The 22,241-nt window shown below is 39.0% G+C and carries 25 protein-coding genes; 23 read left to right on the forward strand and 2 right to left on the reverse strand.

Annotation, left to right across the window (positions count from 1 at the left end):
• Nucleotides 1-16: 16 nt before the first annotated feature.
• Nucleotides 17-1,108: an LCP family protein gene (locus ASE42_RS03180; protein ID WP_024423626.1), complete on the reverse strand. Its 1,092-nt coding sequence runs from the start codon at nucleotides 1,106-1,108 to the stop codon at nucleotides 17-19.
• Nucleotides 1,093-1,761, reverse strand: a complete 669-nt coding sequence (locus ASE42_RS03185) for a YigZ family protein (RefSeq protein WP_012011434.1) — start codon at nucleotides 1,759-1,761, stop codon at nucleotides 1,093-1,095. The genes ASE42_RS03180 and ASE42_RS03185 overlap by 16 nt, the downstream gene beginning before the upstream one ends.
• Before the next feature lie 220 nt (nucleotides 1,762-1,981).
• On the opposite strand from ASE42_RS03185, the gene ASE42_RS03190 reads away from it, so the two are divergent.
• The 23 genes from ASE42_RS03190 (at nucleotide 1,982) to prfB (ending at nucleotide 22,163) form a co-directional block, all read left to right on the forward strand.
• The gene (locus ASE42_RS03190) at nucleotides 1,982-3,157 is read left to right on the forward strand and encodes a sensor histidine kinase (protein WP_003213166.1); all 1,176 of its coding nucleotides are present in this window, start codon (nucleotides 1,982-1,984) and stop codon (nucleotides 3,155-3,157) included.
• A 64-nt stretch (nucleotides 3,158-3,221) separates the two neighbouring features.
• Entirely contained in the window at nucleotides 3,222-3,911 is a 690-nt protein-coding gene (gene degU / locus ASE42_RS03195; protein WP_008348273.1) for a two-component system response regulator DegU, read from the forward strand.
• 215 nt (nucleotides 3,912-4,126) lie between these two features.
• On the forward strand, nucleotides 4,127-4,969 hold the full coding sequence (locus ASE42_RS03200) for a DegV family protein (RefSeq protein ID WP_024423625.1): 843 nt from the start codon (nucleotides 4,127-4,129) through the stop codon (nucleotides 4,967-4,969).
• A 120-nt stretch (nucleotides 4,970-5,089) separates the two neighbouring features.
• Nucleotides 5,090-6,487 carry a DEAD/DEAH box helicase gene (locus ASE42_RS03205; protein WP_321164567.1) on the forward strand — a complete coding sequence of 466 codons (1,398 nt, stop codon included), beginning with the start codon at nucleotides 5,090-5,092 and terminating at the stop codon, nucleotides 6,485-6,487.
• A 48-nt stretch (nucleotides 6,488-6,535) separates the two neighbouring features.
• Nucleotides 6,536-6,829 carry a late competence development ComFB family protein gene (locus ASE42_RS03210; RefSeq protein WP_025093967.1) on the forward strand — a complete coding sequence of 98 codons (294 nt, stop codon included), beginning with the start codon at nucleotides 6,536-6,538 and terminating at the stop codon, nucleotides 6,827-6,829.
• Nucleotides 6,830-6,855: 26 nt separating this feature from the next.
• Nucleotides 6,856-7,512 carry a ComF family protein gene (locus ASE42_RS19025; RefSeq protein ID WP_235566668.1) on the forward strand — a complete coding sequence of 219 codons (657 nt, stop codon included), beginning with the start codon at nucleotides 6,856-6,858 and terminating at the stop codon, nucleotides 7,510-7,512.
• Nucleotides 7,513-7,568: 56 nt separating this feature from the next.
• Nucleotides 7,569-7,988, forward strand: coding sequence for a TIGR03826 family flagellar region protein (locus ASE42_RS03220; protein ID WP_024423621.1), 420 nt, complete (start codon nucleotides 7,569-7,571; stop codon nucleotides 7,986-7,988).
• A 79-nt stretch (nucleotides 7,989-8,067) separates the two neighbouring features.
• Nucleotides 8,068-8,331 (forward strand): flagellar biosynthesis anti-sigma factor FlgM, encoded by a 264-nt coding sequence (flgM, locus tag ASE42_RS03225; protein WP_024423620.1) that lies wholly within the window; start codon nucleotides 8,068-8,070, stop codon nucleotides 8,329-8,331.
• 18 nt (nucleotides 8,332-8,349) lie between these two features.
• Nucleotides 8,350-8,832 (forward strand): flagellar protein FlgN, encoded by a 483-nt coding sequence (locus tag ASE42_RS03230; protein WP_024423619.1) that lies wholly within the window; start codon nucleotides 8,350-8,352, stop codon nucleotides 8,830-8,832.
• Between the two features lie 15 nt (nucleotides 8,833-8,847).
• Complete coding sequence (gene flgK, locus ASE42_RS03235) at nucleotides 8,848-10,368, forward strand: flagellar hook-associated protein FlgK (RefSeq protein ID WP_024423618.1); 1,521 nt, start codon at nucleotides 8,848-8,850, stop codon at nucleotides 10,366-10,368.
• A gap of 9 nt (nucleotides 10,369-10,377) precedes the next feature.
• A complete protein-coding gene (gene flgL / locus ASE42_RS03240) occupies nucleotides 10,378-11,286 on the forward strand; it encodes a flagellar hook-associated protein FlgL (protein WP_024423617.1) in 909 nt (302 codons plus the stop codon).
• 46 nt (nucleotides 11,287-11,332) lie between these two features.
• Nucleotides 11,333-11,911, forward strand: a complete 579-nt coding sequence (locus tag ASE42_RS03245; protein ID WP_024426253.1) for a DUF6470 family protein — start codon at nucleotides 11,333-11,335, stop codon at nucleotides 11,909-11,911.
• Between the two features lie 28 nt (nucleotides 11,912-11,939).
• Nucleotides 11,940-12,374 carry a flagellar assembly protein FliW gene (gene fliW / locus ASE42_RS03250; protein ID WP_056765665.1) on the forward strand — a complete coding sequence of 145 codons (435 nt, stop codon included), beginning with the start codon at nucleotides 11,940-11,942 and terminating at the stop codon, nucleotides 12,372-12,374.
• Nucleotides 12,368-12,592, forward strand: a complete 225-nt coding sequence (gene csrA / locus ASE42_RS03255) for a carbon storage regulator CsrA (RefSeq protein WP_008360181.1) — start codon at nucleotides 12,368-12,370, stop codon at nucleotides 12,590-12,592. Before fliW ends, csrA begins: the two co-directional genes overlap by 7 nt.
• 161 nt (nucleotides 12,593-12,753) lie before the next feature.
• A complete protein-coding gene (gene flaG / locus ASE42_RS03260; RefSeq protein ID WP_024426252.1) occupies nucleotides 12,754-13,095 on the forward strand; it encodes a flagellar protein FlaG in 342 nt (113 codons plus the stop codon).
• Between the two features lie 20 nt (nucleotides 13,096-13,115).
• The gene (locus ASE42_RS03265; RefSeq protein ID WP_056765667.1) at nucleotides 13,116-14,645 is read left to right on the forward strand and encodes a flagellar hook-associated protein 2; all 1,530 of its coding nucleotides are present in this window, start codon (nucleotides 13,116-13,118) and stop codon (nucleotides 14,643-14,645) included.
• Between the two features lie 17 nt (nucleotides 14,646-14,662).
• Nucleotides 14,663-15,067, forward strand: a complete 405-nt coding sequence (fliS, locus tag ASE42_RS03270; RefSeq protein ID WP_056765669.1) for a flagellar export chaperone FliS — start codon at nucleotides 14,663-14,665, stop codon at nucleotides 15,065-15,067.
• Nucleotides 15,064-15,405, forward strand: a complete 342-nt coding sequence (gene fliT / locus ASE42_RS03275) for a flagella biosynthesis regulatory protein FliT (RefSeq protein WP_056765671.1) — start codon at nucleotides 15,064-15,066, stop codon at nucleotides 15,403-15,405. Before fliS ends, fliT begins: the two co-directional genes overlap by 4 nt.
• Nucleotides 15,406-15,418: 13 nt before the next feature.
• Nucleotides 15,419-15,799 (forward strand): hypothetical protein, encoded by a 381-nt coding sequence (locus ASE42_RS03280; RefSeq protein WP_024426250.1) that lies wholly within the window; start codon nucleotides 15,419-15,421, stop codon nucleotides 15,797-15,799.
• Nucleotides 15,800-15,832: 33 nt separating this feature from the next.
• Entirely contained in the window at nucleotides 15,833-17,518 is a 1,686-nt protein-coding gene (locus ASE42_RS03285) for a methyl-accepting chemotaxis protein (RefSeq protein WP_056765672.1), read from the forward strand.
• Nucleotides 17,519-17,706: 188 nt separating this feature from the next.
• Complete coding sequence (gene hpf / locus ASE42_RS03290; protein ID WP_024423608.1) at nucleotides 17,707-18,270, forward strand: ribosome hibernation-promoting factor, HPF/YfiA family; 564 nt, start codon at nucleotides 17,707-17,709, stop codon at nucleotides 18,268-18,270.
• 198 nt (nucleotides 18,271-18,468) lie between these two features.
• Nucleotides 18,469-20,994, forward strand: coding sequence for a preprotein translocase subunit SecA (gene secA, locus ASE42_RS03295; RefSeq protein WP_056765673.1), 2,526 nt, complete (start codon nucleotides 18,469-18,471; stop codon nucleotides 20,992-20,994).
• Between the two features lie 67 nt (nucleotides 20,995-21,061).
• Nucleotides 21,062-22,163 (forward strand): peptide chain release factor 2 gene (gene prfB, locus ASE42_RS03300; protein WP_098677688.1). Its coding sequence is split into 2 segments (ribosomal slippage): nucleotides 21,062-21,133 and nucleotides 21,135-22,163, totalling 1,101 coding nucleotides; the frame shifts between segments, so codons are not numbered across the junction.
• Nucleotides 22,164-22,241 lie beyond the last annotated feature (78 nt).

The following is a 22,241-nucleotide window of genomic DNA, read 5'->3' on the forward strand; positions in this document are numbered from 1 at the left end:
AACTGGGCTGTTTTTATTATTGTCCAGGTGTGCTGGTCGATGAGTTAGTTGTATCAGTTGACCCTGTTTCACCAGAGGACGGATTGGTTTGTGAATCTGTTTCAGTTGAAGATTCAGTAGGAAGCTTTAAATGCGTCCGTAATTCATTTTGTACGTTAGCTAAATTGGTCGGATCTGGCTCAAAGTAATACGTGCGATTTGGCCCTAAATAAAGGTCTGATCCCTTAATAGAAAGAGTTTCTGTGTCGTCTCCTTTAAATCCGCTGTAGATTTGCTGAAGCGCAAGACCTTCTGTGATACGGAAATTGGTCGTAATGTGATCACTGACTTCTTTAGCAATGTTATCGACGTTCGCAATGTTATTTGGCTTTGCCATTTGATCAATCATTGCACGTAAAATTTGTTTCTGACGATCGTTACGTCCGAAATCACCGCGTGGATCTTGTTTTCTCATCCGTGCGTAAGCAAGTGCTTCTTCCCCGTTTAAATGCATATTGCCTTTTTTGAAGTAAATCTTTTTCGATTTTTTAACATCACTTTTTTCATTGAAGTCAAATGGAACATCGATATCAATTCCGCCGACTTCATCAATGACATCCTTGAATCCGTCAAAATCAACGGTTGCATACTTATCAATCGGAATATGCAAGAATTGTTCGACAGTTTCAATCGTTTCATCTTTACCACCTTTAGCAAATGCTGCATTGATCTTTTCTTTACTTCCTGTTGTATCACTTGCAAGCTGTACGCGTGTGTCACGAGGAATACTAACCATTTTCATCGTTTTGTCTTGAGGGTTAATCGTTGCGACAATGAGTGAATCTGAACGGCCATGATCACCCTTTGTGGCATAATCCTCAATTCCGACAAATAATACAGAGAAAGGTTTTTTCTTAATATCAATGACAGCATCACGAAGATTCGATTTCTCTCCACGGTTTAGTTCATCATATGTTTTGTCAGCAGCTTGAAGAGTATTGACGATTTTATATACTGCAAATCCGCCCATGCAGATGATAAGAAGCAAAAATAAGACCAGAATACGTTTGATAATTCTCTTCTTTTTACTTTTTTTCTTTCGTACACGCACTTTTACTCGTTGTGCCATTCATCTGTCTCCTTTATCGGACCAATGTCCTTTTCTAAATAAATCAGTTCGCCTTCTTTTGTAACACTCTTTCCATTTGTCAGCTCAGTCATCCACTCAATGAACTGCTCTGTTTGTGTTTCTTCGACATATGTCTCAAAAATAACATCTTCTGCATAATGGATTTCTTTTAGCTGAAAAGATGAGGCTCTAAGCTCATTCTCTACCTTTCCAAGCCATGTATAATCTATTGTTGTGTGCATTGTACGCATTAAACAGCGCTCTACCATTCCAACATGGTTGATAGCTTCTGATACAGATTTTCCGTAGGCACGAATCAATCCACCGGCACCTAGCTTGATACCGCCGAAATAACGAGTGACCACAACGACTGTATCTTTCAGCTTCCGTTTTTTTAGCACTTCAAGCATTGGCACACCTGCTGTACCGCTTGGTTCACCATCATCATTCGCTTTTTGAATCAGGTCATGTTCACCAATGAGATAGGCTGAACAATTATGTGTGGCATTCCAATGTTGTTTTTTAATGGATTGTATAAATGCTTGTGCTTCTTCTTCTGAGACAGCACGCTGTATATGACAAATAAAACGTGATTTTTCAATGACGATCTCATGCTCGCCACGACTTTTTACTGTAAGATAGCGATTCAGCAAAAGACATACCCTCCTGACAAGCAAATTGTAAGACTAGTGAAAATTTGCATTGGTTTTAGAATTTTACAGCGTATTTTGTTATGATGATAGGAGCGGAAAAAGGGTCGTCATAAAAACTTCATGATTATACGCATTCTTTCATTATAATTCGACATAAAATGCAGATCAATGACATTTATAATAAAAAAAGATGACATCACTGTTACGGGAGGGAAAAGCCATGACAACACCCAAAATGGATCCGAAATTATTGGATTCAATCATCATGAAAATGCTAAGTACAGTTGATGGCAGCAAGGACGAAGTATTTAGAATAGGCGAACAGTCCCGTCAACAATATGAAAGCCTAGTAGAAGAGCTGAAGCAAATCAAACAGCAAGTAAACGAAGTAATTGATTTTGGGGATAAGCTGGAAGTCCATACAAGACATGCTAGAAACCGCTTATCTGAGGTCAGCAGAAACTTCAACAAATTCAGCGAAGAAGAAATACGTGAGGCCTACGAAAAAGCACATAACTTGCAAGTGGAACTCACCATGATTCAGCAGCGCGAGAAGCAGCTGAGAGAAAGAAGAGACGATCTGGAAAGACGATTGTTAAGCTTACAAGACGTCATTGAACGCTCTGAAACGCTTGTGAGTCAGATTACAGTTGTTCTCAACTATCTCAACCAGGATTTACGCCAGGTTGGCGTTTTACTTGAAGATGCTCAGGCAAAACAAGATTTTGGGCTGAGAATTATTGAAGCCCAAGAAGAAGAACGCAAAAGAGTGTCTCGGGAAATTCATGACGGCCCTGCTCAAATGCTGGCAAACGTGATGATGCGTTCCGAATTAATTGAACGGATTTTTAGAGACCGCGGTACAGAAGAAGGTTTTAAAGAAATTAGAAGTCTCAGACAGAATGTGCGAAATGCACTGTACGAAGTGAGAAGAATCATTTATGATTTAAGACCGATGGCTTTAGATGATTTGGGTCTGATTCCGACACTGAGAAAATACTTAAACACAATTGAAGAATATGATGGGAAAACCAAAATTACGTTTCAATGCCTAGGTGATACAGAAAGCGAAAGAATTGCTTCTCAATTTGAAGTAGCACTGTTTAGACTAGCCCAAGAAGCTGTCACAAATTCATTAAAACATTCTGAAGCTGAAGAAATCTCTGTCAAAGTAGAAGTAACGAAAGACTTTGTGACCTTAATTATTAAAGACGATGGAAAAGGCTTTGATATGAAAGATGTGAAAACAAACAAAAACAAATCCTTCGGTTTACTTGGCATGAAAGAACGCGTAGACTTACTGGAAGGTAAAATGACCATAGACTCAAAAATAGGTCTAGGGACATTCATCATGATTCGCGTGCCACTAACATTGCAAAATAAAATTGTAAAATAGAGTCAAAAGACATATTGACCATAAAGTTCAGGTGTAGAACAATAAACATGGGGAGGCGTAGCTTGTGACTAAAGTAAATATTGTAATTATTGATGACCACCAATTATTCCGTGAAGGTGTCAAACGGATTTTAGATTTTGAACCTACTTTTGAAGTAGTTGCAGAAGGAGACGACGGTGACGAAGCTGCACGTATCGTAGAACACTATCATCCGGATGTTGTCATTATGGACATTAATATGCCGAATGTAAATGGTGTTGAGGCTACAAAGCAGCTTGTTGAGCTTTATCCCGAATCAAAAGTCATTATTCTATCTATTCATGACGATGAAAACTATGTAACACATGCATTGAAAACAGGGGCGAGAGGCTACCTGCTAAAAGAAATGGATGCAGACACACTTATCGAAGCAGTGAAAGTTGTAGCTGACGGAGGCTCTTATTTACATCCGAAAGTCACTCATAATTTAGTAAATGAATTCCGACGCTTGGCAACCAGCGGCGTTTCAGCACATCCACAGCATGAGGTATATCCTGAAATTCGTAGACCACTTCATATCTTAACTAGACGTGAATGTGAAGTTCTTCAAATGTTAGCTGACGGAAAGAGCAACAGAGGAATCGGTGAATCGCTCTTTATTAGTGAGAAAACAGTTAAAAACCACGTGAGTAACATTTTGCAAAAAATGAATGTAAACGACCGTACACAAGCTGTTGTTGTAGCTATTAAAAACGGCTGGGTAGAAATGAGATAATGTTCCGGACAAGTACTCCTTTTTCGCCTGTTTTTATTCTCTCACATTTTAGGTGGAGAGAAATGATAGACAGGGTAAGGAGTCTTTTTCGGATATAGCAGGCTTGCCTATTGATTAGGCAGGCTTTTTTGATTACTATTATAAATCTAATGAAAAAATGATCATTCTTTTAAAATAAAAAAGAGTAACTTAACGAATAAGGAAGGTATTTAAGAATGAAAATAGCCGTTGTAACAGACAGTACTGCTTATCTACCACAAGAGCTGCGTGATAAACATAATATTCATATGATCCCCCTTAACGTCATCTTTGGCAGTGAATCATACCGTGAAGAAATAGAAATGGACTGGAAGACATATTATGAAGAAATCAAAAAACACAAAGATCTTCCAACAACCTCTCAGCCTGCTTTCGGTGAATTAATAGCCTTATATGAAAAACTAAGTGAAACATACGACGCCGTGATTAGTATCCACCTTTCAAGTGGAATTAGCGGAACGTATAATAGTGCGGTCTCAGCGAATGATCTAGTTGACGGGATTGATATTTACCCGTTTGATACAGAAACAAGCTGTATGGCACAAGGTTTTTATGTGTTAGAAGCTGCTGAAAAAATCCAAGAAGGTGCTTCTTTAGAAGAAGTGTTAGCACATCTAAATTACCTGAAAGAAAGTCAGCGGGCGTATTTTATGGTAGACGATTTAACTCATTTGCAAAGAGGCGGCAGATTAAATGGTGCTCAGGCTTTTATTGGAAGCCTCTTAAAGGTAAAGCCTATTTTGCATTTTGACAACAAGCTAATTGTTCCTTTTGAGAAGATTCGCACACGTAAAAAAGCCATTTCACGTATTTTTGAATTATTTGATGAAGATGCATCACGTGGTGTTCCGATGAGAGCAACACTGATACATGGTAATAGAGAAGAAGAAGCAGAAGAATTAATTGCGCACTTATCAGAAAAATACCCTCATGTTGAATTTTATAAAAGCTACTTTGGTGCCGTAATCGGCACCCATCTAGGTGAAGGTTCTTTAGCCCTTGGCTGGGTGATTAGATAATTCCTAAAAAACCTCTTTTCTTATGGAAAAGGGGTTTTGTTTTTCTATTTTACCTGTTGGACGAAATGTCATGTCTTTGTGCATAATAGCCGAACATCAATTGAAAGGTGTTTGGTAATGTTGAATATGGACAAAGCAATGGAACTAATGCGGCAGCTGCATTCACGTCATCTGCTCACCGTTGAAACAAAGTGCCCACAGTCCAATTTAGATTGGCTGGAGGAGAAGGGCTTAGTCAATCGGTCTCCAGCCATTGAGAGGAAAGCAAATGGTTTTACATGCTGCCGGTGCGGTGTATCACACAAGCGGTATTTCGCTCATTCTCCATGTGAAGTGTGTCAAAAGGATTGTGTGTACTGTAGATCATGCATCATGATGGGAAAAGCAACGGAATGTGGGTTTCTTTATGAATGGACAGGTCCACAAATGGTAGAAACATGTCGAGCCGAATTAACATGGCAGGGAGAGCTGTCTAAAGGACAAAAAAGAGCGTCAGAAAGAATGATTGAAGCTATTAAAAACAAATTTGATCTACTTGTTTGGGCGGTTTGCGGAGCAGGGAAAACGGAAGTGCTTTTTCACGGAATCGAATATGCGTTAAATCAAGGAATGAGTGTCTGTATTGCGACACCTAGAACAGATGTAGTGCTTGAACTCGAACCACGGCTTACAAAAGCATTTCAAGGGGTGACAATTACCGTACTTTACGGAGGCAGTTCTCAAAGGTTTCAAATAACACCGCTTGTGATCACCACAACCCACCAGCTGATGAGATACAAAAATGCTTTTGATGTGCTCATTGTAGATGAAGTCGATGCCTTCCCTTATTCAATGGATGAGCGTCTCCAATTTGCTGTTCTAAAGGCGATGAGAAAGAACAGAGGGGTTAGGATTTATTTAAGTGCGACACCCTCTAAAAAAATGACGAGAGAGGTTGCTCGTGGAAAACTGGAAGCGATAAAAATTCCTTTGCGTTTTCACGAGCAACCATTACCCGTACCGACCTTTCATTGGATCGGTCATTGGAAAAAGAAATTAAAAAAGAACCAGCTGCCCCCTAAAGTGATGAATTGGATGCAGAGACATATTGCAAATAAGAGAAGAATATTACTTTTTGTTCCTTCAATTGCTACCATGAAGAAGGTAACGAAGATTCTTCGAGAACAATCCTTAAACGTGGAGGGGGTATCTGCCGATGATCCGGATAGGAAACAAAAGGTTCAGCACTTTAGAGATTACGTATACGATGTACTAGTTACAACCACTATTCTAGAAAGAGGCGTAACAATTCCAAATGTTCAAGTGGGGGTACTAGGTTCGGAATCTACTATTTTTACAGAGAGTGCACTTGTCCAGATATCTGGACGGGTAGGCAGACACCCGGATTATTGTACAGGAGATGTTTTCCTTTTTCATTTTGGTTTAACGAGAAGTATGAAACAAGCAAAGAAGCATATCGCAAAAATGAATGATACGGCTGCAAAAGAGTTTTCTGAAAAACGGTGTGGGTTCAACTAAATCATGGTACATTATATTCACAATACACAAATGGCAGGAGAGACAAATATGCTACTCAATGCAAAAGAAATACTACTCAAGGAAATTCTCAATCAATATCTCAACCAATTAAACATGATTTGTCATTGTGAAAAGTGTATGGAAGATGTATTAGCGATTTCACTGAATCAAGTGAAACCACAATATATAACAGATATCGATAAAATATCCTACAGTAAATCTGAGATGGTGGATAAACAGAAGAATACTGCGATGCTGGTCATTCTGACAGAAGCAACTTCCAAGGTCTCTGCATTTCCAAGGTGCGAAAATCGTCTGTTGCTGAATAAGGAATCCTATTGATTTGCCAAATTTGCGAGGGACATTTTGTGCCTGCTTTTACATGGAAATCATTCCTACTATTAAATGATGATCGCCTTTGTGTAGCATGTAAGAATCACTTAGTAAAGATTGAGCGTCCTATTTGTCCAACATGCGGAAGGGCGCAGTCAAATGGCCAATTGTGCCAGGACTGTAACAGATGGAATGAACGCTCTGATTCTATTAAAATCCTTGTAAAAAATAGGTCAGTTTATACTTACAACGAGTTGATGAAAGATGTCCTTGCCCGCTTTAAATTTCGGGGTGATACGGCTTTAGCTGAGCTGTTTAAAAAAGATGTACAAGCAGCATTTAAACATTCCTTCTGCATAAAAGACCCATTGCTGATACCGATTCCTTTAAGTCATGAAAGACTAAAAGAAAGAGGATTTAATCAGTCCGTGATAATCGCTTCTTTGCTAGATAAGCCAATATTGCAGCCACTCGTGAAAATACATCAAAGTAAGCAGTCTAAAAAAAAGAAAAATGAACGCCTAGATCAAAAAGGATTGTTTCAAATAAAGCAAACAGATGCGATTGTTCAAAGGGATATTATATTAGTTGATGATATCTATACAACGGGAGCAACCATCTATGATGCGGCAAGAATTTTGAAAGACGCAGGTGCTAAAAGTGTTTCTTCTTTTACGTTGATACGTAGTTAAAAATCATGATAATTAACCGATAATAAGAAAAGAAAATAACGTAAGGGGTTTTGGTTATGAATCAATTGGCAAACTGTCCACAATGTAATCAGCTATTTTTAAAAACCACCATCCAAACGGTTTGTAACAAATGCTTTGAAGAAGAAGAACGTTCTTTTGATATCGTATATAAATTCTTGAGAAAACAAAGCAATAGACAATCAACCATCGCTGAAATAGTAGAAGCAACAGAAGTTGATGAAGAATTAATCTTGAAATTTATTCGTTTGAAAAGACTGCAAATTAGTCAATTTCCAAATATTAATTATCCTTGTGAAAGATGTGGCAAAGCGATCAGGAAAAACAAGCTATGCAGCCAATGTGAACAGGATATTCATTCGCAAATCAGCCAAATGAACCAAGAAGAGGAGCGTAAAAGGGAGATTGAATCTAGGAAAAAAGACACCTATTATGCCATTAATCCTAAAAACGACTGATTCCCTAAACTAAGTTGCAGTTTGGTCGATAAAATGGATAGAATCAAGACAGACTGTAACGGAAAGCGAGAGGAATCCCGTGAAAATTAATCGATATGGAACACAACCAGTAAATCCTTACAAGAAAACATATGAGAAACAAACGTTGCAATCGAATCAAGCTAAATCAACTGATAAAGTCGAAATTTCTAAAAAGGCAATCGAAATGCAAAAGGTGCCGAATATTATGAGAGAACGCCAAGATAAAATTGACCAAATTAAAAAAAGCATTGAAGCCGGAACATATCAAGTAGATACAAAAGGTATTGCAGATAAAATGCTGAATTTTTATAAACAACAATAACAAAAGGGAGCAGCGTGAATGTCAGTTAAAATAATTATTGAAGAACTGCATCGTCTCTATGGATTGCATGAACAGCTTTTAAAGTTGTCTAAGGATAAAACAGAAATGCTGAAAAGCAATGAGATTGATGCTCTTTCAGAGGTCCTGAATTTAGAGCAAAAGTATATTCAGGCCATTTCTCAATTAGAAGAAAAACGAATTGAAGCGACCGTTCAATTTTTACAAAGTGATCAATCACCAACCATCACTGCATGTATCGAAAAGGCTGAAGGTACAGATCAAGAAGAGCTCATTTCATTATATGAGAAACTAAATGACATCATGGTGGAACTAAAAGATGTAAATGAACTGAACAAGCAGCTTATTCAGCAGTCACTTCAATTTATTTCACTGACATTCGATCTCGTTAACCCTAATAAAGAAAATATGAATTACGGACAAAATGGTCTTGAGAGTTCAAAGCCTAAACAGCAAAGGGCTTTGTTTGATTCAAAGGCGTAAACAAGGAGGATACCAATGGGTTCTACATTCATGGGACTAGAAACGGCAAAAAGAGGAATCACAGCCCAGCGTGCAGGGCTTTATGTCACATCAAACAACGTCTCCAATGCAAATACGGAGGGCTACTCAAGACAAAGAGTGACCTTTAAAGCAGAAAATCCTTATCCAGTCATTTCGGTTTATGACGGCAAGACGTATGGCCAAATGGGGACTGGCGTACAAGTTGGAACGGTTGAAAGAATTCGAGACAGCTTTTTAGATCTACAATACAGAGATCATAATAATAACTTATCTTACTACTCAACGAAGTCAGATGCTCTTTCACAGATGGAAGGGGTTATGAATGATTTGACGGATGAAGGCTTGAACAGAGCTTTTGATAATCTATGGAAATCATTACAGGTCTTATCGGAATCAAAAAATGCTGATACAGCTTCTGCACGTACAGTTGTTAAAACAAGTGCACAGGCTTTAGTTGACCAATTCCGTCTGCTCAACTCCTCTTTAACAACGATACAAAAGAATTTAAAAACGGAACTCGATTCAACAGCCAAAGATGTAAACACTCTTTTATCTCAAATAGATGAAGTGAACAAACAGATTGCAGCAGTTGAGCCAAATGGATATCTTCCAAATGATCTTTATGATACACGTGATACTTTGGTCGATCAATTATCCTCACTTGTTGATATTAAGGTCAGCTACAATCCTCCTGGCGGTAATGCACTCAAAATTGCTGAAGGAACTGTCAACATCGACATTATCGGTGCAAATGGACAATCTGCTGGAAACATTTTGAATGGTATTACGAACGAAAAGTCTGAACTGCAAATCTCTTATGATAATACAACGGGACTTGTTAACTCACTACAATTTGGAACAACAACAATTGCAGCGGATCAATTACAAGTGAACGGTAAAGTAAAAGCACTTGTTGAGGCTTATGGCTACATGTCAAACGGTGCTGAAAAAGGCATGTATCCAGATATGCTTGCAGAGCTGGATGAAGTAGCAAAAGTATTCATGGATACATTTAACGATGTACATAAGCAGGGGTACACGTTAAATGGTGCAAGTGGACAAGACTTTTTTGATATCGAAAATAACAATGAATTGAATAAAGGTTTGGCAGCTCGTATTAAAGTGAGCGATGTCATTTTAGCATCAACAGATAATATTGCTGCATCTCTCAATCAAACTCAAGGTGACGGTTCGAATGCTACGAAATTAGCTAATATACAAGACTTAAAGTTACCAATCGGCGGCAATACAACGACAATTCAGGATTATTACCAAAATGTTATTGCTGAGATGGGGGTACAAGGGAAAAAGAACATGACGCTTGAAAGCAGTTCAGCTGCTCTTGTCAATTCAGCCAATGAACGTAGAATGTCGACTAGCGCTGTCTCCATTGATGAAGAAATGACGAATATGATCCAATTCCAGCATGCATATAATGCGGCTGCGAGAATTATGACATTACAAGATGAAGTATTGGATAAGGTCATAAACGGCATGGGTGTCGTAGGAAGGTAGGGATAACGGATGCGAGTCACACAAGGTATGATTTCTCAAAACTCACTTCGAAATATTAGTAAAAGTTATGAAAAACTTTCTAAAATTAATGAACAGGCACAAACAGGCAAACGTTTTACAAAAACGTCTGATGATCCTGTTGCAGCAGTAAAAAGCCTTCAATATAGTACTGCCTTGTTTCGAAATGAACAATATAAAAATAACTTAAATGAAGCACAAAACTGGATTGATACATCTGAAACAAGTGTCACTGAAATCATTGATATTATGTCAAATATACGAGATAAAGTGCTTGATGCGGCAAATGGAACAAAGCAGCCCGAAGATTTAGCAGCTATCGGAGTGGAAATTGGCCAGATGAAGAATCAAATCATTGATGCAATGAACACTCAAATGCTAGGTAAGTTCGTATTTAATGGGACAAATACAAATGTTAAACCAGTTGTTGAGAATGCAGACGGAACGTATACATTTAACTTCGAAAATTATACAGATGCGAATGCTGTTCAAGCGAATATTTCTGATGGTATCACTTTAAATGTAAACTCAAATCCAATCTCAGCGTTTGGCGGACAGGCTAACGGTCAAAATGTCATTGAAATGCTGACTGATTTAGAAAACTCATTGAAAAATGGAACGTTTGCGAATTCTGATGATGCACTAGGAAGTATCGATCAGTTCAAAGAAGTGATGAGTGCTGAGCGATCCGACCTAGGAGCGCGTTCGAATCGTGTTGACTTAGTAGGAAGTCGTTTGACTTCACAATACCAAGTACTGAAAAATGCTAAATCAGATAATGAAGATGTTGAAAGTGAAAAGGCAATTCTTGATCTTCTTCAACAAGAGACGGTGAATAGAGCTGCTTTAGCGACAACAGCTAAAGTCATTCAGCCATCCCTTGTAGATTTCTTAAGATAATAAAAAGCATCCGATGGGTGCTTTTTTGCATCATGGAGGTGAACATATGCAAATCCCTAGATTGTTAATGCAGCAAACCTATGCAAAGCTTCAAATGTCGACAACTCCTTCACGGCAAGAAGTAGAGCAGCCACAAGCTGATCTTGAGATTCAGCAGCCACGAGCTGTCATGAATATCAAAAGGACACCGTCGAAATTAACCATTGATCAAACCGAGGCGTTTGCCGATATGGACATCAAGTCAATTTTTAGACGTTCTGAGGAATGGGCAGCTGAGGGGAAGCGTGCTGTTGGAGAAGGAATGGGTCGCAGAGCGGAAGAAGGAAGTGAACTCATCAAGATCGAGAATGGTGGGAATGCGATTGCTGAGTTTGCCAAAATCAATGGCAGTCCCCCAGCAAAACAATTCACCATTGGTGTGATACCTTCATTCTTTAGTGTGAAAATTCACTATCAGCCTTCTGAGCTTCAAATTGATGTGGAGCCGCAAAAAGCTATCATAGAGGCCACACCTCATAAACCAATCGTTAACTACCAGCCAGGTAAGGTCAATATTGATATGTTACAATATCCAGAATTAAAAATAGAAGTTGACGAAACGGGCCAAAATGGTGATAAGGTATAGTTAAGAAAAACGAAAAAGGTCGTGAATTATGATCATTCAAACAAAATACCATGGTGAAGTGACAATCAAAGAGGAGCAAATCATTCACTTCTCTAACGGGATACCAGGATTTCTGGATCAAAAACAGTTTGTCATTTTGCCTTTATCAGAAGAGTCTCCATTTTTAGTTCTTCAATCATTAAATAACTCGGCATTAGGTTTTATCGTCAGCAGCCCGTTTTTATTCTTCAATCAATACGAATTTGATTTAGACGAAACGGTTGTAGACATTCTGGAAGTAGAAGAAGCCAATGATGTGGAAGTAATGGTTATTTTAACAATGGAATCTTCTATTGAAAAAACAACAGCCAATTTAAGAGCGCCTATTATTGTGAACCGGAAAAACATGAAAGCCAAGCAGGTGATTTTGCATGATTCAGCCTATCATACAAAACATTTGTTAGAGGTGGCATCCTCATGTTAGTGCTGTCTCGTAAATTAAACCAGTCGATTCAAATAGGCGATGATATTGAAGTCAAGATTATTTCAATCGAAGGCGATCAAGTGAAAGTCGGGATTGAGGCTCCTAAGCACATCGATATTCACAGGAAAGAAGTGTACCTGTCTATTCAAGAAGAGAACAATCGTGCAGCGAGTTTATCCTTAGATCTTCTCTCTCAATTATCCTCACAAAAAAAGTGAGGATTTTTTTATCGCATTCAGCTGTCCTTCTCCGTGTGAAAGCGTTTCGATACAGATGTTCATGATCTATAGGAAACTTTAACAAATCGGTCCATCTATATTTAATTTACAAATTCAAAGCCGATATAAAAGATAGATTAAAGCACAGGAGCTGAATAACTATGTCTGTTGGTAAGTTGACATCATTAGAGCCAATTATCGATGCATTTCAAACCCGTGTTTCTAATAACCAGAATGACAATGTAAACTCTGACTCACAAGCAAATGGTAGGACTGTTTCAAAAGAAGAAATTGAAAAAACGCTTCAAGGCGCAAACAAGCTGATTGAACCTACTCAATTTCATCTTCAATTTGAATTACATGAAAAACTCAATGAATATTATGTCAAAGTCGTAGATAACCAAACAGAAGAAGTGATTAGAGAAATTCCTTCCAAGGAATGGCTTGATTTCTATGCAGCAATGACAGAAATTGTCGGTTTATTTGTAGATAAAAGAATGTAAATGAAGGGAGAACATAAATAATGGTCAATCGTATTACTGGATTTTCAAATGTGTTCGATATTGATGAAATCGTATCAAAGCTGATGAAAACGGAGCAAGCACCACTTGATACAATGACGCGTCAGAAACAAACACTTGAATGGCAAAGAGACAGCTATCGCGAGGTTAACTCGAAAATTAAAGAATTAGATGATTTGATCAACAGTTTAAACTTAACGCGTCCAAGTACATATGGCGCCAAAAAGGTGACAAGCTCTAATGAATCTGCTGTCACAGCAACTGGATCAACAAATGCGACCTCTGGCTCTATTCATGTCACTCAACTAGCGACAGCTTCTGTCTTCAAATCCTCTGGTACATCTGGATTTACACCAGCAAATGGCACGTTTACGTTTGAAGTGACGACACCAGATTCAACAAAACCGAAAATGGTGACGATCAATACTTCTGATTCCGATACAATCGATGACATCGTGAAAAAGCTAAACAACGCTCAATTAGGTGTGACGGCTTACAAAGGCCAAATCTCTGATGGCACTAACTACGTGGATACAATTGCTCTTACTTCTCGGACAACGGGTGAAGGCGTCAGTATTAAAGCAGCTGATGGCAATTCGGCTTCATTTTTAACGCAATTAGGCTTCCAAGTAGATGGAGATAACAAATTAGTTGCGACTACTCAAGGAAAGAAGGCGCAATACGAGATTAATGGTCTGAAAATGGAAAATAACAACAATACTTTCACACAGGCTGATATTACGTACGAGCTTAAAGCAACAACGGATCAGCCCGTCAGCTTAAACGTTTCAACAGATGTGGATGCAATATATGATAAAATTAAGCAATTTGTTGATAAATACAATGAGCTCGTTGAACAGATTAATGGTAAAGTCAATGAAAAGAAAAACAGAGACTATCATCCATTAACGGCTGAAGAGAAAAAAGCGATGTCTGAAAAAGAAATAGAGCTATGGGAAACGACCGCGAAGTCTGGCTTGCTGAGAAGTGATTCCATTTTACGATCTGGTGCCTCTAAAATAAGAAGTGATTTGTATGCTAATATTACGACAAGTGATGGGAATAAAATTCAACTCACACAAATCGGTATTTCGACATCATCCAGCTATAAAGATGGCGGAAAGCTTGAATTTATTAAGGATAGTAATGGAGTAGAGAAATTAAAGAAAGCCATTGAAGAAGACCCGGAGAAGGTCAGACAAATGTTTATATCGGGTAGTTTAAATGTGGATTCAAAGGATAAAGACAAAGCGAAGCAGCAATATCAAGAACAAGGAATTATCTATCGTGTCAAAAATTCCTTATCAGACTTTTCGAAGAGCATTCAAAAAAAGGCTGGCAGCACAACAATGGAATTAAAGGAATACGGACTTGGTAAGGACCTTGACTCTTTGACCAAACGAATGAGTACGTTCCAAGACCGTTTGAAGATGGTTGAAGCCCGTTACTATACGAAGTTTAACGCCATGGATAGTGCAATTCAAAAGCTAAACAACCAATCTGGCTACCTTTCTCAACTGCTTGGACAATAATTGGAGGTTTATAACATATGGCAATACAGAACCCTTATGCCGCCTATCAGAAAAATTCTATTGAGACCGCAACATCTGCCGAGTTGACGCTTATGCTTTATGAAGGCTGCTTAAAGTTCATCAGAATAGCGAAGCATGCCATTCAAAAAGAGGATGCAGAAACGAGAAACTTGAACCTAAAAAAGGCTCAAAACATCATTCAAGAATTAAATGTCACCTTAAATCGTTCCTATGACGTATCAAAGAGTATGGCAAGTATGTATGATTACATTTATCGCAGACTGATAGAAGCCAATCTTCAAAATGACGAAGAGATATTGAATGAAGTAGAAGAGTACGTAACTGATTTCCGTGATGCGTGGAAGGAAGTCATTCAAACCGATCGTAAAGGCCGTCACCACTCTATCGGGGGTTCTCTATGAGTATTGTGGACCAGCTGCATGATCAAACATTAAAAATGGCAACCGAAATAGCGGAAAATCCGCAAAGTGAGACACTTGTTGAAGACTTTGATGCCTTTTTAATTGAGAGAGACGAATTAATGAGAGATATACAGCATGAATTGACGGATCAAGAAAAAGAGAAAATCCGAGAAATCATCCAAACAGATCAACAGATGGCGAAACAATTAACGGTTATCCAAAATGGGATAAAAGCAGATATTCAAGCCATTCAAAAAAAGAAAACAAAACAGCTGAATTATCAAAATCCATACCAGCCCATAACGAGTGACGGCGTATACTACGATAAACGGAAATAAATAGGTGAGACCTGTGGCGTATCGTTCAAATGACTATATTTTATTAACCACATATTATGAACTTCTATACACGATAGAAGAGAGTCTAAACTATTTAGATGAAATTGAGAAGGATTTTGACAAAACAGAAGGGGATCGGATCTTTAATGATCTGATCCATGCCTTCTTTCATTTAGACACAACACATCCTCTTCTGCTTTCAATTATTGAAAATGAACACTTTGCCAAAACGATTCGTTCGTTTGATCAAATATTTTTAAGTTTTGATATACTAGCTTTCTATACATTCCCTTCAAATCACTTCCAATCATTCCTGAAAACATACTTTATACCTGAATATAGAAAGTGGATGGATGAAATACATGCCTGTATGAGGCCGTATGTCATTCATTAATTTTTGTCCAATTCAGACCATTCGGAGGAAATTATGAGACTAAAAAATCAATTTTTATTTGGGCTTATTGTCATATGTGTATTGTTTGTCAGTATGTTAGGATTCTCAAGCTTTCTCTATTACAAAACAGATCAATCCTATAAAGCGCTATTAAGCAAGGAAGTGAAGCTTTATCAGACCTCGCTGGAATTAGAAGCGCTTCTTCAAAAGCAGGAAGCACAGATTAAAACATATGTCGTCGTGCAAGATGCTGAAAATTTGCAGAAAATTGAGCAAACATATGAAGATATTAATAAGAAAACAGCAGAAGCTTCGAAAATGAGTACGGTCAAACAAGCAAAAAATCTATTAGATCAAATCTCAGAAAAAAATTATCTCTACTACACCTCAACAAATCGATTATTTAATTCATTAAATATGCAAAATCAAAAAGAATTCAACACCCGCCTCAGTCAAGAATTACAACCTATCGAACAAGAAATACATACCTTTACAAAAGAGTTCGCTCAAAATCAGCTAAAACAACGTGATCAAAAAATCAATCAGCTCAATCAAGATAGTAATCAATTATTGCTTACACTCATTTTGGTCAGTGCAGCGATTATTGTTGGCCTTTTGGTGATTGGGATCAGATTTGTTCATCGCATGACAAAACCAATTGTTTCTGTCACAAATGCCGCAAAAAGGATGGCAGATGGTGATCTAACCCTTGAAGAGATTGAAGTGACCTCTAAAAATGAGATTGGTCAACTCGGCACAGCCTTTAATCAAATGACGGCTCATTTGCGTCAGCTTATTTTGCAGGTGCAAAGCGGATCAAGACAGCTTGCTGATTCTGCTGCTCAATTTGAGGAAACCATCAGTCAAACGATATCGGCTAGTGAGCAGACATCTAGCTCGATTGAACAGGTCAGTGAAGCTTCACGTGAACAATCAGATGCGGTCGGAAAAGTAGCATCCGCCATTCAGGAAGTGTCGACTGGCATGCAAAATGCAGCTGTACACACATCCGATGTTTCGGGTCACTCAATTTCAGTGACTGAAAAGGCTGAAGAGGGCGCGGCCCTTATTCAACAGTTTGTGAAACAAATGAGTTCTATAAAAGAGTCTGTGAATGAACACCATTCTACAATGACCCATGTGCAAGCGCAGTTTACAGGCATTCAAGATCTGTTAGGTCATATCCATGCCATTGCTGACCAGACGAATTTGCTTGCTTTAAACGCAGCTATAGAAGCAGCAAGGGCAGGAGAGCATGGAAGAGGCTTTGCAGTTGTAGCAGATGAAGTGAGAAAACTGGCAGAAGAATCTAGTCAGCTGACAGATCAAATTAGTCAATTACTCGAAAACGTGAACAAAGATACAGAAAAGTCATCACAATCGATGACGAAGGTCGAGCGGGATGTAGCAGAGGGTGTAAAGGTATCACAATTATCTGAACAGAGCTTCCATGAAATCTTGGAATCTATTCGTGATATTTCAATGAAAGCAGAAGAGCTGTCAGCCACTGCAGAACAAATTTCTGCTAGTACAGAGGAAATTTCTCAAACAGTTGGTGTCATTGAAGAAGGTGCGAAACGAAACTCAGAAGAAACAGAGTACATGTCTGCTGCTGTTGAAGAATCATTAGCTGCCAATGAAGAGATGAAAGCCGCTGCGGAGGATTTAAAATCCTTATCTCAATCGCTGAAAACATCGATTTCATCTTTTACCATTTAATGTGCGCTGGTCTTTTTCAAGAATCAGCCGAATATATATTCATCACCTATCAAGCAACAGTTGAAGCACCGCAAAATTCGACAAATTTCAATAAATATTCACATTTTTTTTACGTTTGAGCAGGAGAAAAGGAGGGAAAAGTAGAAATAGGTTTACATATCCTTAATTTTAAAGGAGGCGTTCTTTACATGAATTACAATGTCAGAGGAGAAAACATCGACGTAACACCTGCACTAAGAGATCATGTCGAGAAAAAAATTGGAAAGCTGGAGCGTTATTTTGAGACAGATGTAGATGCTTCAGTCAACGTGAACTTGAAGTTTTACAACGATCAAGAATCTAAAGTTGAGGTTACCATTCCAATGACTGATCTAGCACTTCGAGCTGAGGTGCATAATGAGGATATGTACAATGCAGTAGACCTAGCAGCCAGTAAATTAGAACGTCAAATTAGAAAGCACAAAACAAAAGTAAACCGTAAATTCCGCGAGCAAGGTGCCAAAAAGCACTTATTTGCTGGAGGAAATGGTACGGCTGAAGTAGCAGTTCAAGATGACGAAGAGATTGATGAAACAGAAATCGTCAGACAAAAACGTTTCAACTTAAAGCCGATGGATAGTGAAGAGGCCATTCTCCAAATGAACATGTTAGGTCATAGTTTCTTCGTTTTCACAAATGCTGAGACAAATTTGACCAATGTGGTTTATCGCCGAAATGACGGTAAATATGGACTCATTGAGCCAAACGCTTAAATATCAGTTGATGCTGATTTAAAAACAACCTAAATAAAGTAAACCCGTTCCCTTCATTAGGGGCGGGTTTTTTGTGCGAAATTATGGCAAATTCTTTGGAAATGAAAGAAGGTATGGTATGATAAATGCAGGTAAATATGGACCTGTCAAACTTTTGGACATGCCGAAAAATTGCATGAAATAGAGGAGCGTTATTATATGCTTGGAATCTTAAACAAAGTGTTTGATCCTACGAAACGTACGATCAGCCGATATGAAAAAAAGGCAAATGAAATCGAAGCTCTCGCTCAAGATTTTGAAAAATTATCTGACGAGGCTTTACGAAATAAAACGATTGAATTTAAAGAAAAACTTGAAAAAGGACAATCCGTGGATGACCTGCTGATTGAAGCATTTGCAACGGTTCGCGAAGCATCCCGCCGCGTAACAGGAATGTTCCCGTTTAAGGTGCAGCTCATGGGGGGCATCGCGCTTCACGAAGGTAACATCGCTGAAATGAAAACAGGTGAAGGTAAAACATTGACATCAACAATGCCTGTTTATTTAAATGCTCTTTCTGGAAAAGGCGTCCACATCGTGACAGTCAACGAATACTTGGCAAGCCGTGATGCGCAGGAAATGGGCAAAATTTTTGAGTTTCTTGGTTTAACAGTCGGCTTAAACTTAAACAGCTTAGACAAAGATGAAAAAAGAGAAGCGTACGCCGCTGATATCACGTATTCAACAAACAATGAACTCGGCTTTGACTATTTACGAGATAACATGGTGCTTTACAAAGAGCAAATGGTTCAGAGACCGCTTCATTATGCCGTGATCGATGAGGTTGACTCCATTTTAATTGATGAAGCGAGAACACCTCTTATTATTTCAGGACAAGCTGCGAAATCAACAAAGCTTTATGTACAAGCCAATGCATTTGTCCGCACATTAAAAATCGAAGATGATTTCACGTATGATATTAAAACAAAAAGTGTGCAGCTGACTGAAAGCGGAATGACGAAGGCGGAAAAAGCATTCGGCATTGAGAACCTGTTTGATGTCAAACATGTCGCGCTGAACCATCACATCGCTCAGGCGCTGAAGGCACATGTTGCGATGCAAAAAGACGTGGATTATGTGGTAGAAGAAGGCCAAGTAGTCATCGTTGACTCCTTCACAGGACGTTTAATGAAAGGACGCCGTTATAGTGAAGGTCTGCATCAAGCCATCGAGGCAAAAGAAGGTCTTGAAGTGCAGAACGAAAGCATGACACTAGCAACAATTACGTTCCAGAACTACTTCCGTATGTATGAAAAATTATCTGGTATGACTGGTACAGCAAAAACGGAAGAAGAAGAATTCCGTAACATATACAACATGCAGGTTGTGTCAATCCCGACCAACCAACCAGTGGTTCGTGATGACAGACCTGATTTAATTTACCGCACAATGGATGGTAAATTTAAAGCAGTGGCTGAGGATGTTGCGCAGCGCTATATGACAGGGCAGCCAGTTCTTGTCGGAACAGTAGCAGTTGAGACATCTGAGCTTATTTCTAAGCTGCTTAAAAATAAAGGCATTCCTCATCAAGTGTTAAACGCAAAAAACCATGAGCGTGAAGCACAAATTATTGAAGAGGCTGGTCAAAAAGGTGCTGTGACCATTGCAACAAACATGGCAGGACGTGGTACAGACATCAAGCTTGGAGAAGGTGTAAAAGAACTTGGAGGTCTGGCTGTTATCGGGACAGAGCGTCATGAATCCCGTCGTATTGATAACCAGCTTCGCGGACGTTCTGGACGTCAAGGAGACCCAGGGATTACCCAATTCTATCTCTCCATGGAAGATGAATTGATGCGCCGATTTGGTGCAGAGCGGACGATGGCGATGCTTGACCGCTTTGGCATGGATGACTCTACACCAATCCAAAGTAAAATGGTGTCTAAAGCCGTTGAATCATCTCAAAAACGTGTAGAGGGGAACAACTTTGATTCCCGTAAGCAGCTTCTGCAATACGACGATGTGCTTCGTCAACAGCGTGAAGTAATCTACAAACAGCGTTTTGAAGTCATCGATTCTGACAACTTAAAATCAATTGTCATCAATATGATCCAATCTTCAATTGAGCGTGCTGTGGGATCTTATACGCCAAAAGAAGAGCTGCCTGAAGAATGGAAACTAGATGGTCTTGTTGAATTAATCAACACGAACTATTTAGACGAAGGTGCCATTACGGTCAAAGATATCTTCGGTAAAGAAGCAGATGAAATCACAAGCTTCATCATGGATCGTATTAAAGAAAAATACGATGCAAAAGAAGAAACATTTGGCGAAGAACAAATGCGTGAATTTGAAAAAGTCATCGTTCTTCGTGCGGTGGATTCGAAGTGGATGGACCATATCGATGCAATGGATCAGCTGCGTCAAGGTATTCATTTACGTGCGTACGCACAAACGAATCCGCTTCGTGAATACCAAATGGAAGGATTTGCGATGTTTGAGCATATGGTTGCTTCAATTGAAGATGATGTGGCCAAGTATGTCTTGAAATCAGAAATCCAAAACAACCTAGAACGTGAAGAAGTGGTTCAAGGTCAAACAACGGCTCATCAGCCGCAAGAGGGCGATGAGGAGAAGACAGTGAAGAAGAAGCCGGTACGTAAAGTCGTAGACATTGGACGAAACTCCCCATGTCACTGCGGAAGCGGCAAGAAATATAAAAATTGTCATGGGAAGACAGAATAAGTAATGGAAAGAGGTGAAAACCTCTTTCTATTCATGTCAGCCCCCATACATCTATGAGGTGAAGGATATGGAATTAGTAGAAATTAGACAAGAGCTTGAAAATATGGCTAGCAGGCTAGCTGATTTTAGGGGGTCTCTTTGACTTAGAAACAAAAGAGGCCAAAATCGCAGAGCTTGAAGCGACGATGTCAGAGGCTGATTTTTGGAATGATCAGCAAAAGGCTCAAGGCGTTATCAATGAAGCCAATGCACTGAAGGATTCTGTGAATTCCTATCATGAGCTCAGTGAATCGCATGAAGAGCTGCAAATGACGCATGACTTATTAAAGGAAGATTATGACGAGGAGCTTCATGCAGAGCTTGAAAAAGAGCTGAAGAACTTAACGAAGCAGTTTAACGAATTTGAGCTGCAGCTTCTTTTAAGCGAACCTTATGATAAAAACAATGCCATTCTGGAGCTTCACCCAGGTGCAGGCGGTACTGAATCACAGGACTGGGGTTCTATGCTTCTGCGAATGTACACTCGCTGGGCAGAGCGCAGAGGCTTTAAGGTCGAAACGCTTGATTACCTTCCAGGTGATGAGGCAGGAATTAAGTCTGTGACTTTGCTCATCAAAGGGCATAACGCGTACGGTTACTTAAAAGCTGAAAAAGGTGTCCATCGTTTGGTTCGTATTTCTCCTTTTGATTCTTCTGGCCGCCGACATACATCCTTCGTTTCCTGTGATGTCATGCCGGAATTCAATGAAGAAATTGATATTGATATTCGGACAGAGGATATCAAGGTAGATACGTATCGTGCAAGTGGAGCTGGCGGGCAGCACGTGAATACGACGGACTCTGCCGTTCGTATCACACATATTCCAACGAATGTCGTCGTGACATGCCAAACAGAAAGATCACAAATTAAAAACAGAGAACGTGCGATGAAAATGCTGAAATCGAAACTTTATCAAAAACGGATCGAAGAACAGCAGGCAGAATTGGATGAAATCAGAGGAGAGCAGAAAGAAATTGGCTGGGGAAGCCAAATCCGCTCTTATGTATTCCACCCTTATTCTCTTGTGAAAGACCATCGAACCAATACGGAGATGGGAAATGTTCAAGCGGTGATGGATGGAGATTTAGATTCATTTATCGATGCGTACCTGCGTTCGAAATTATCATAAAAACTCGGCTTCTTGCCGGGTTTTTTTAATTGTGAGAAAATATAATGAATATAAAGGAATACATACGACATACTGATT

This window comes from Bacillus sp. Root920, assembly GCF_001429445.1.
Classification (GTDB): Bacteria; Bacillota; Bacilli; order Bacillales; family Bacillaceae; genus Bacillus; species Bacillus safensis.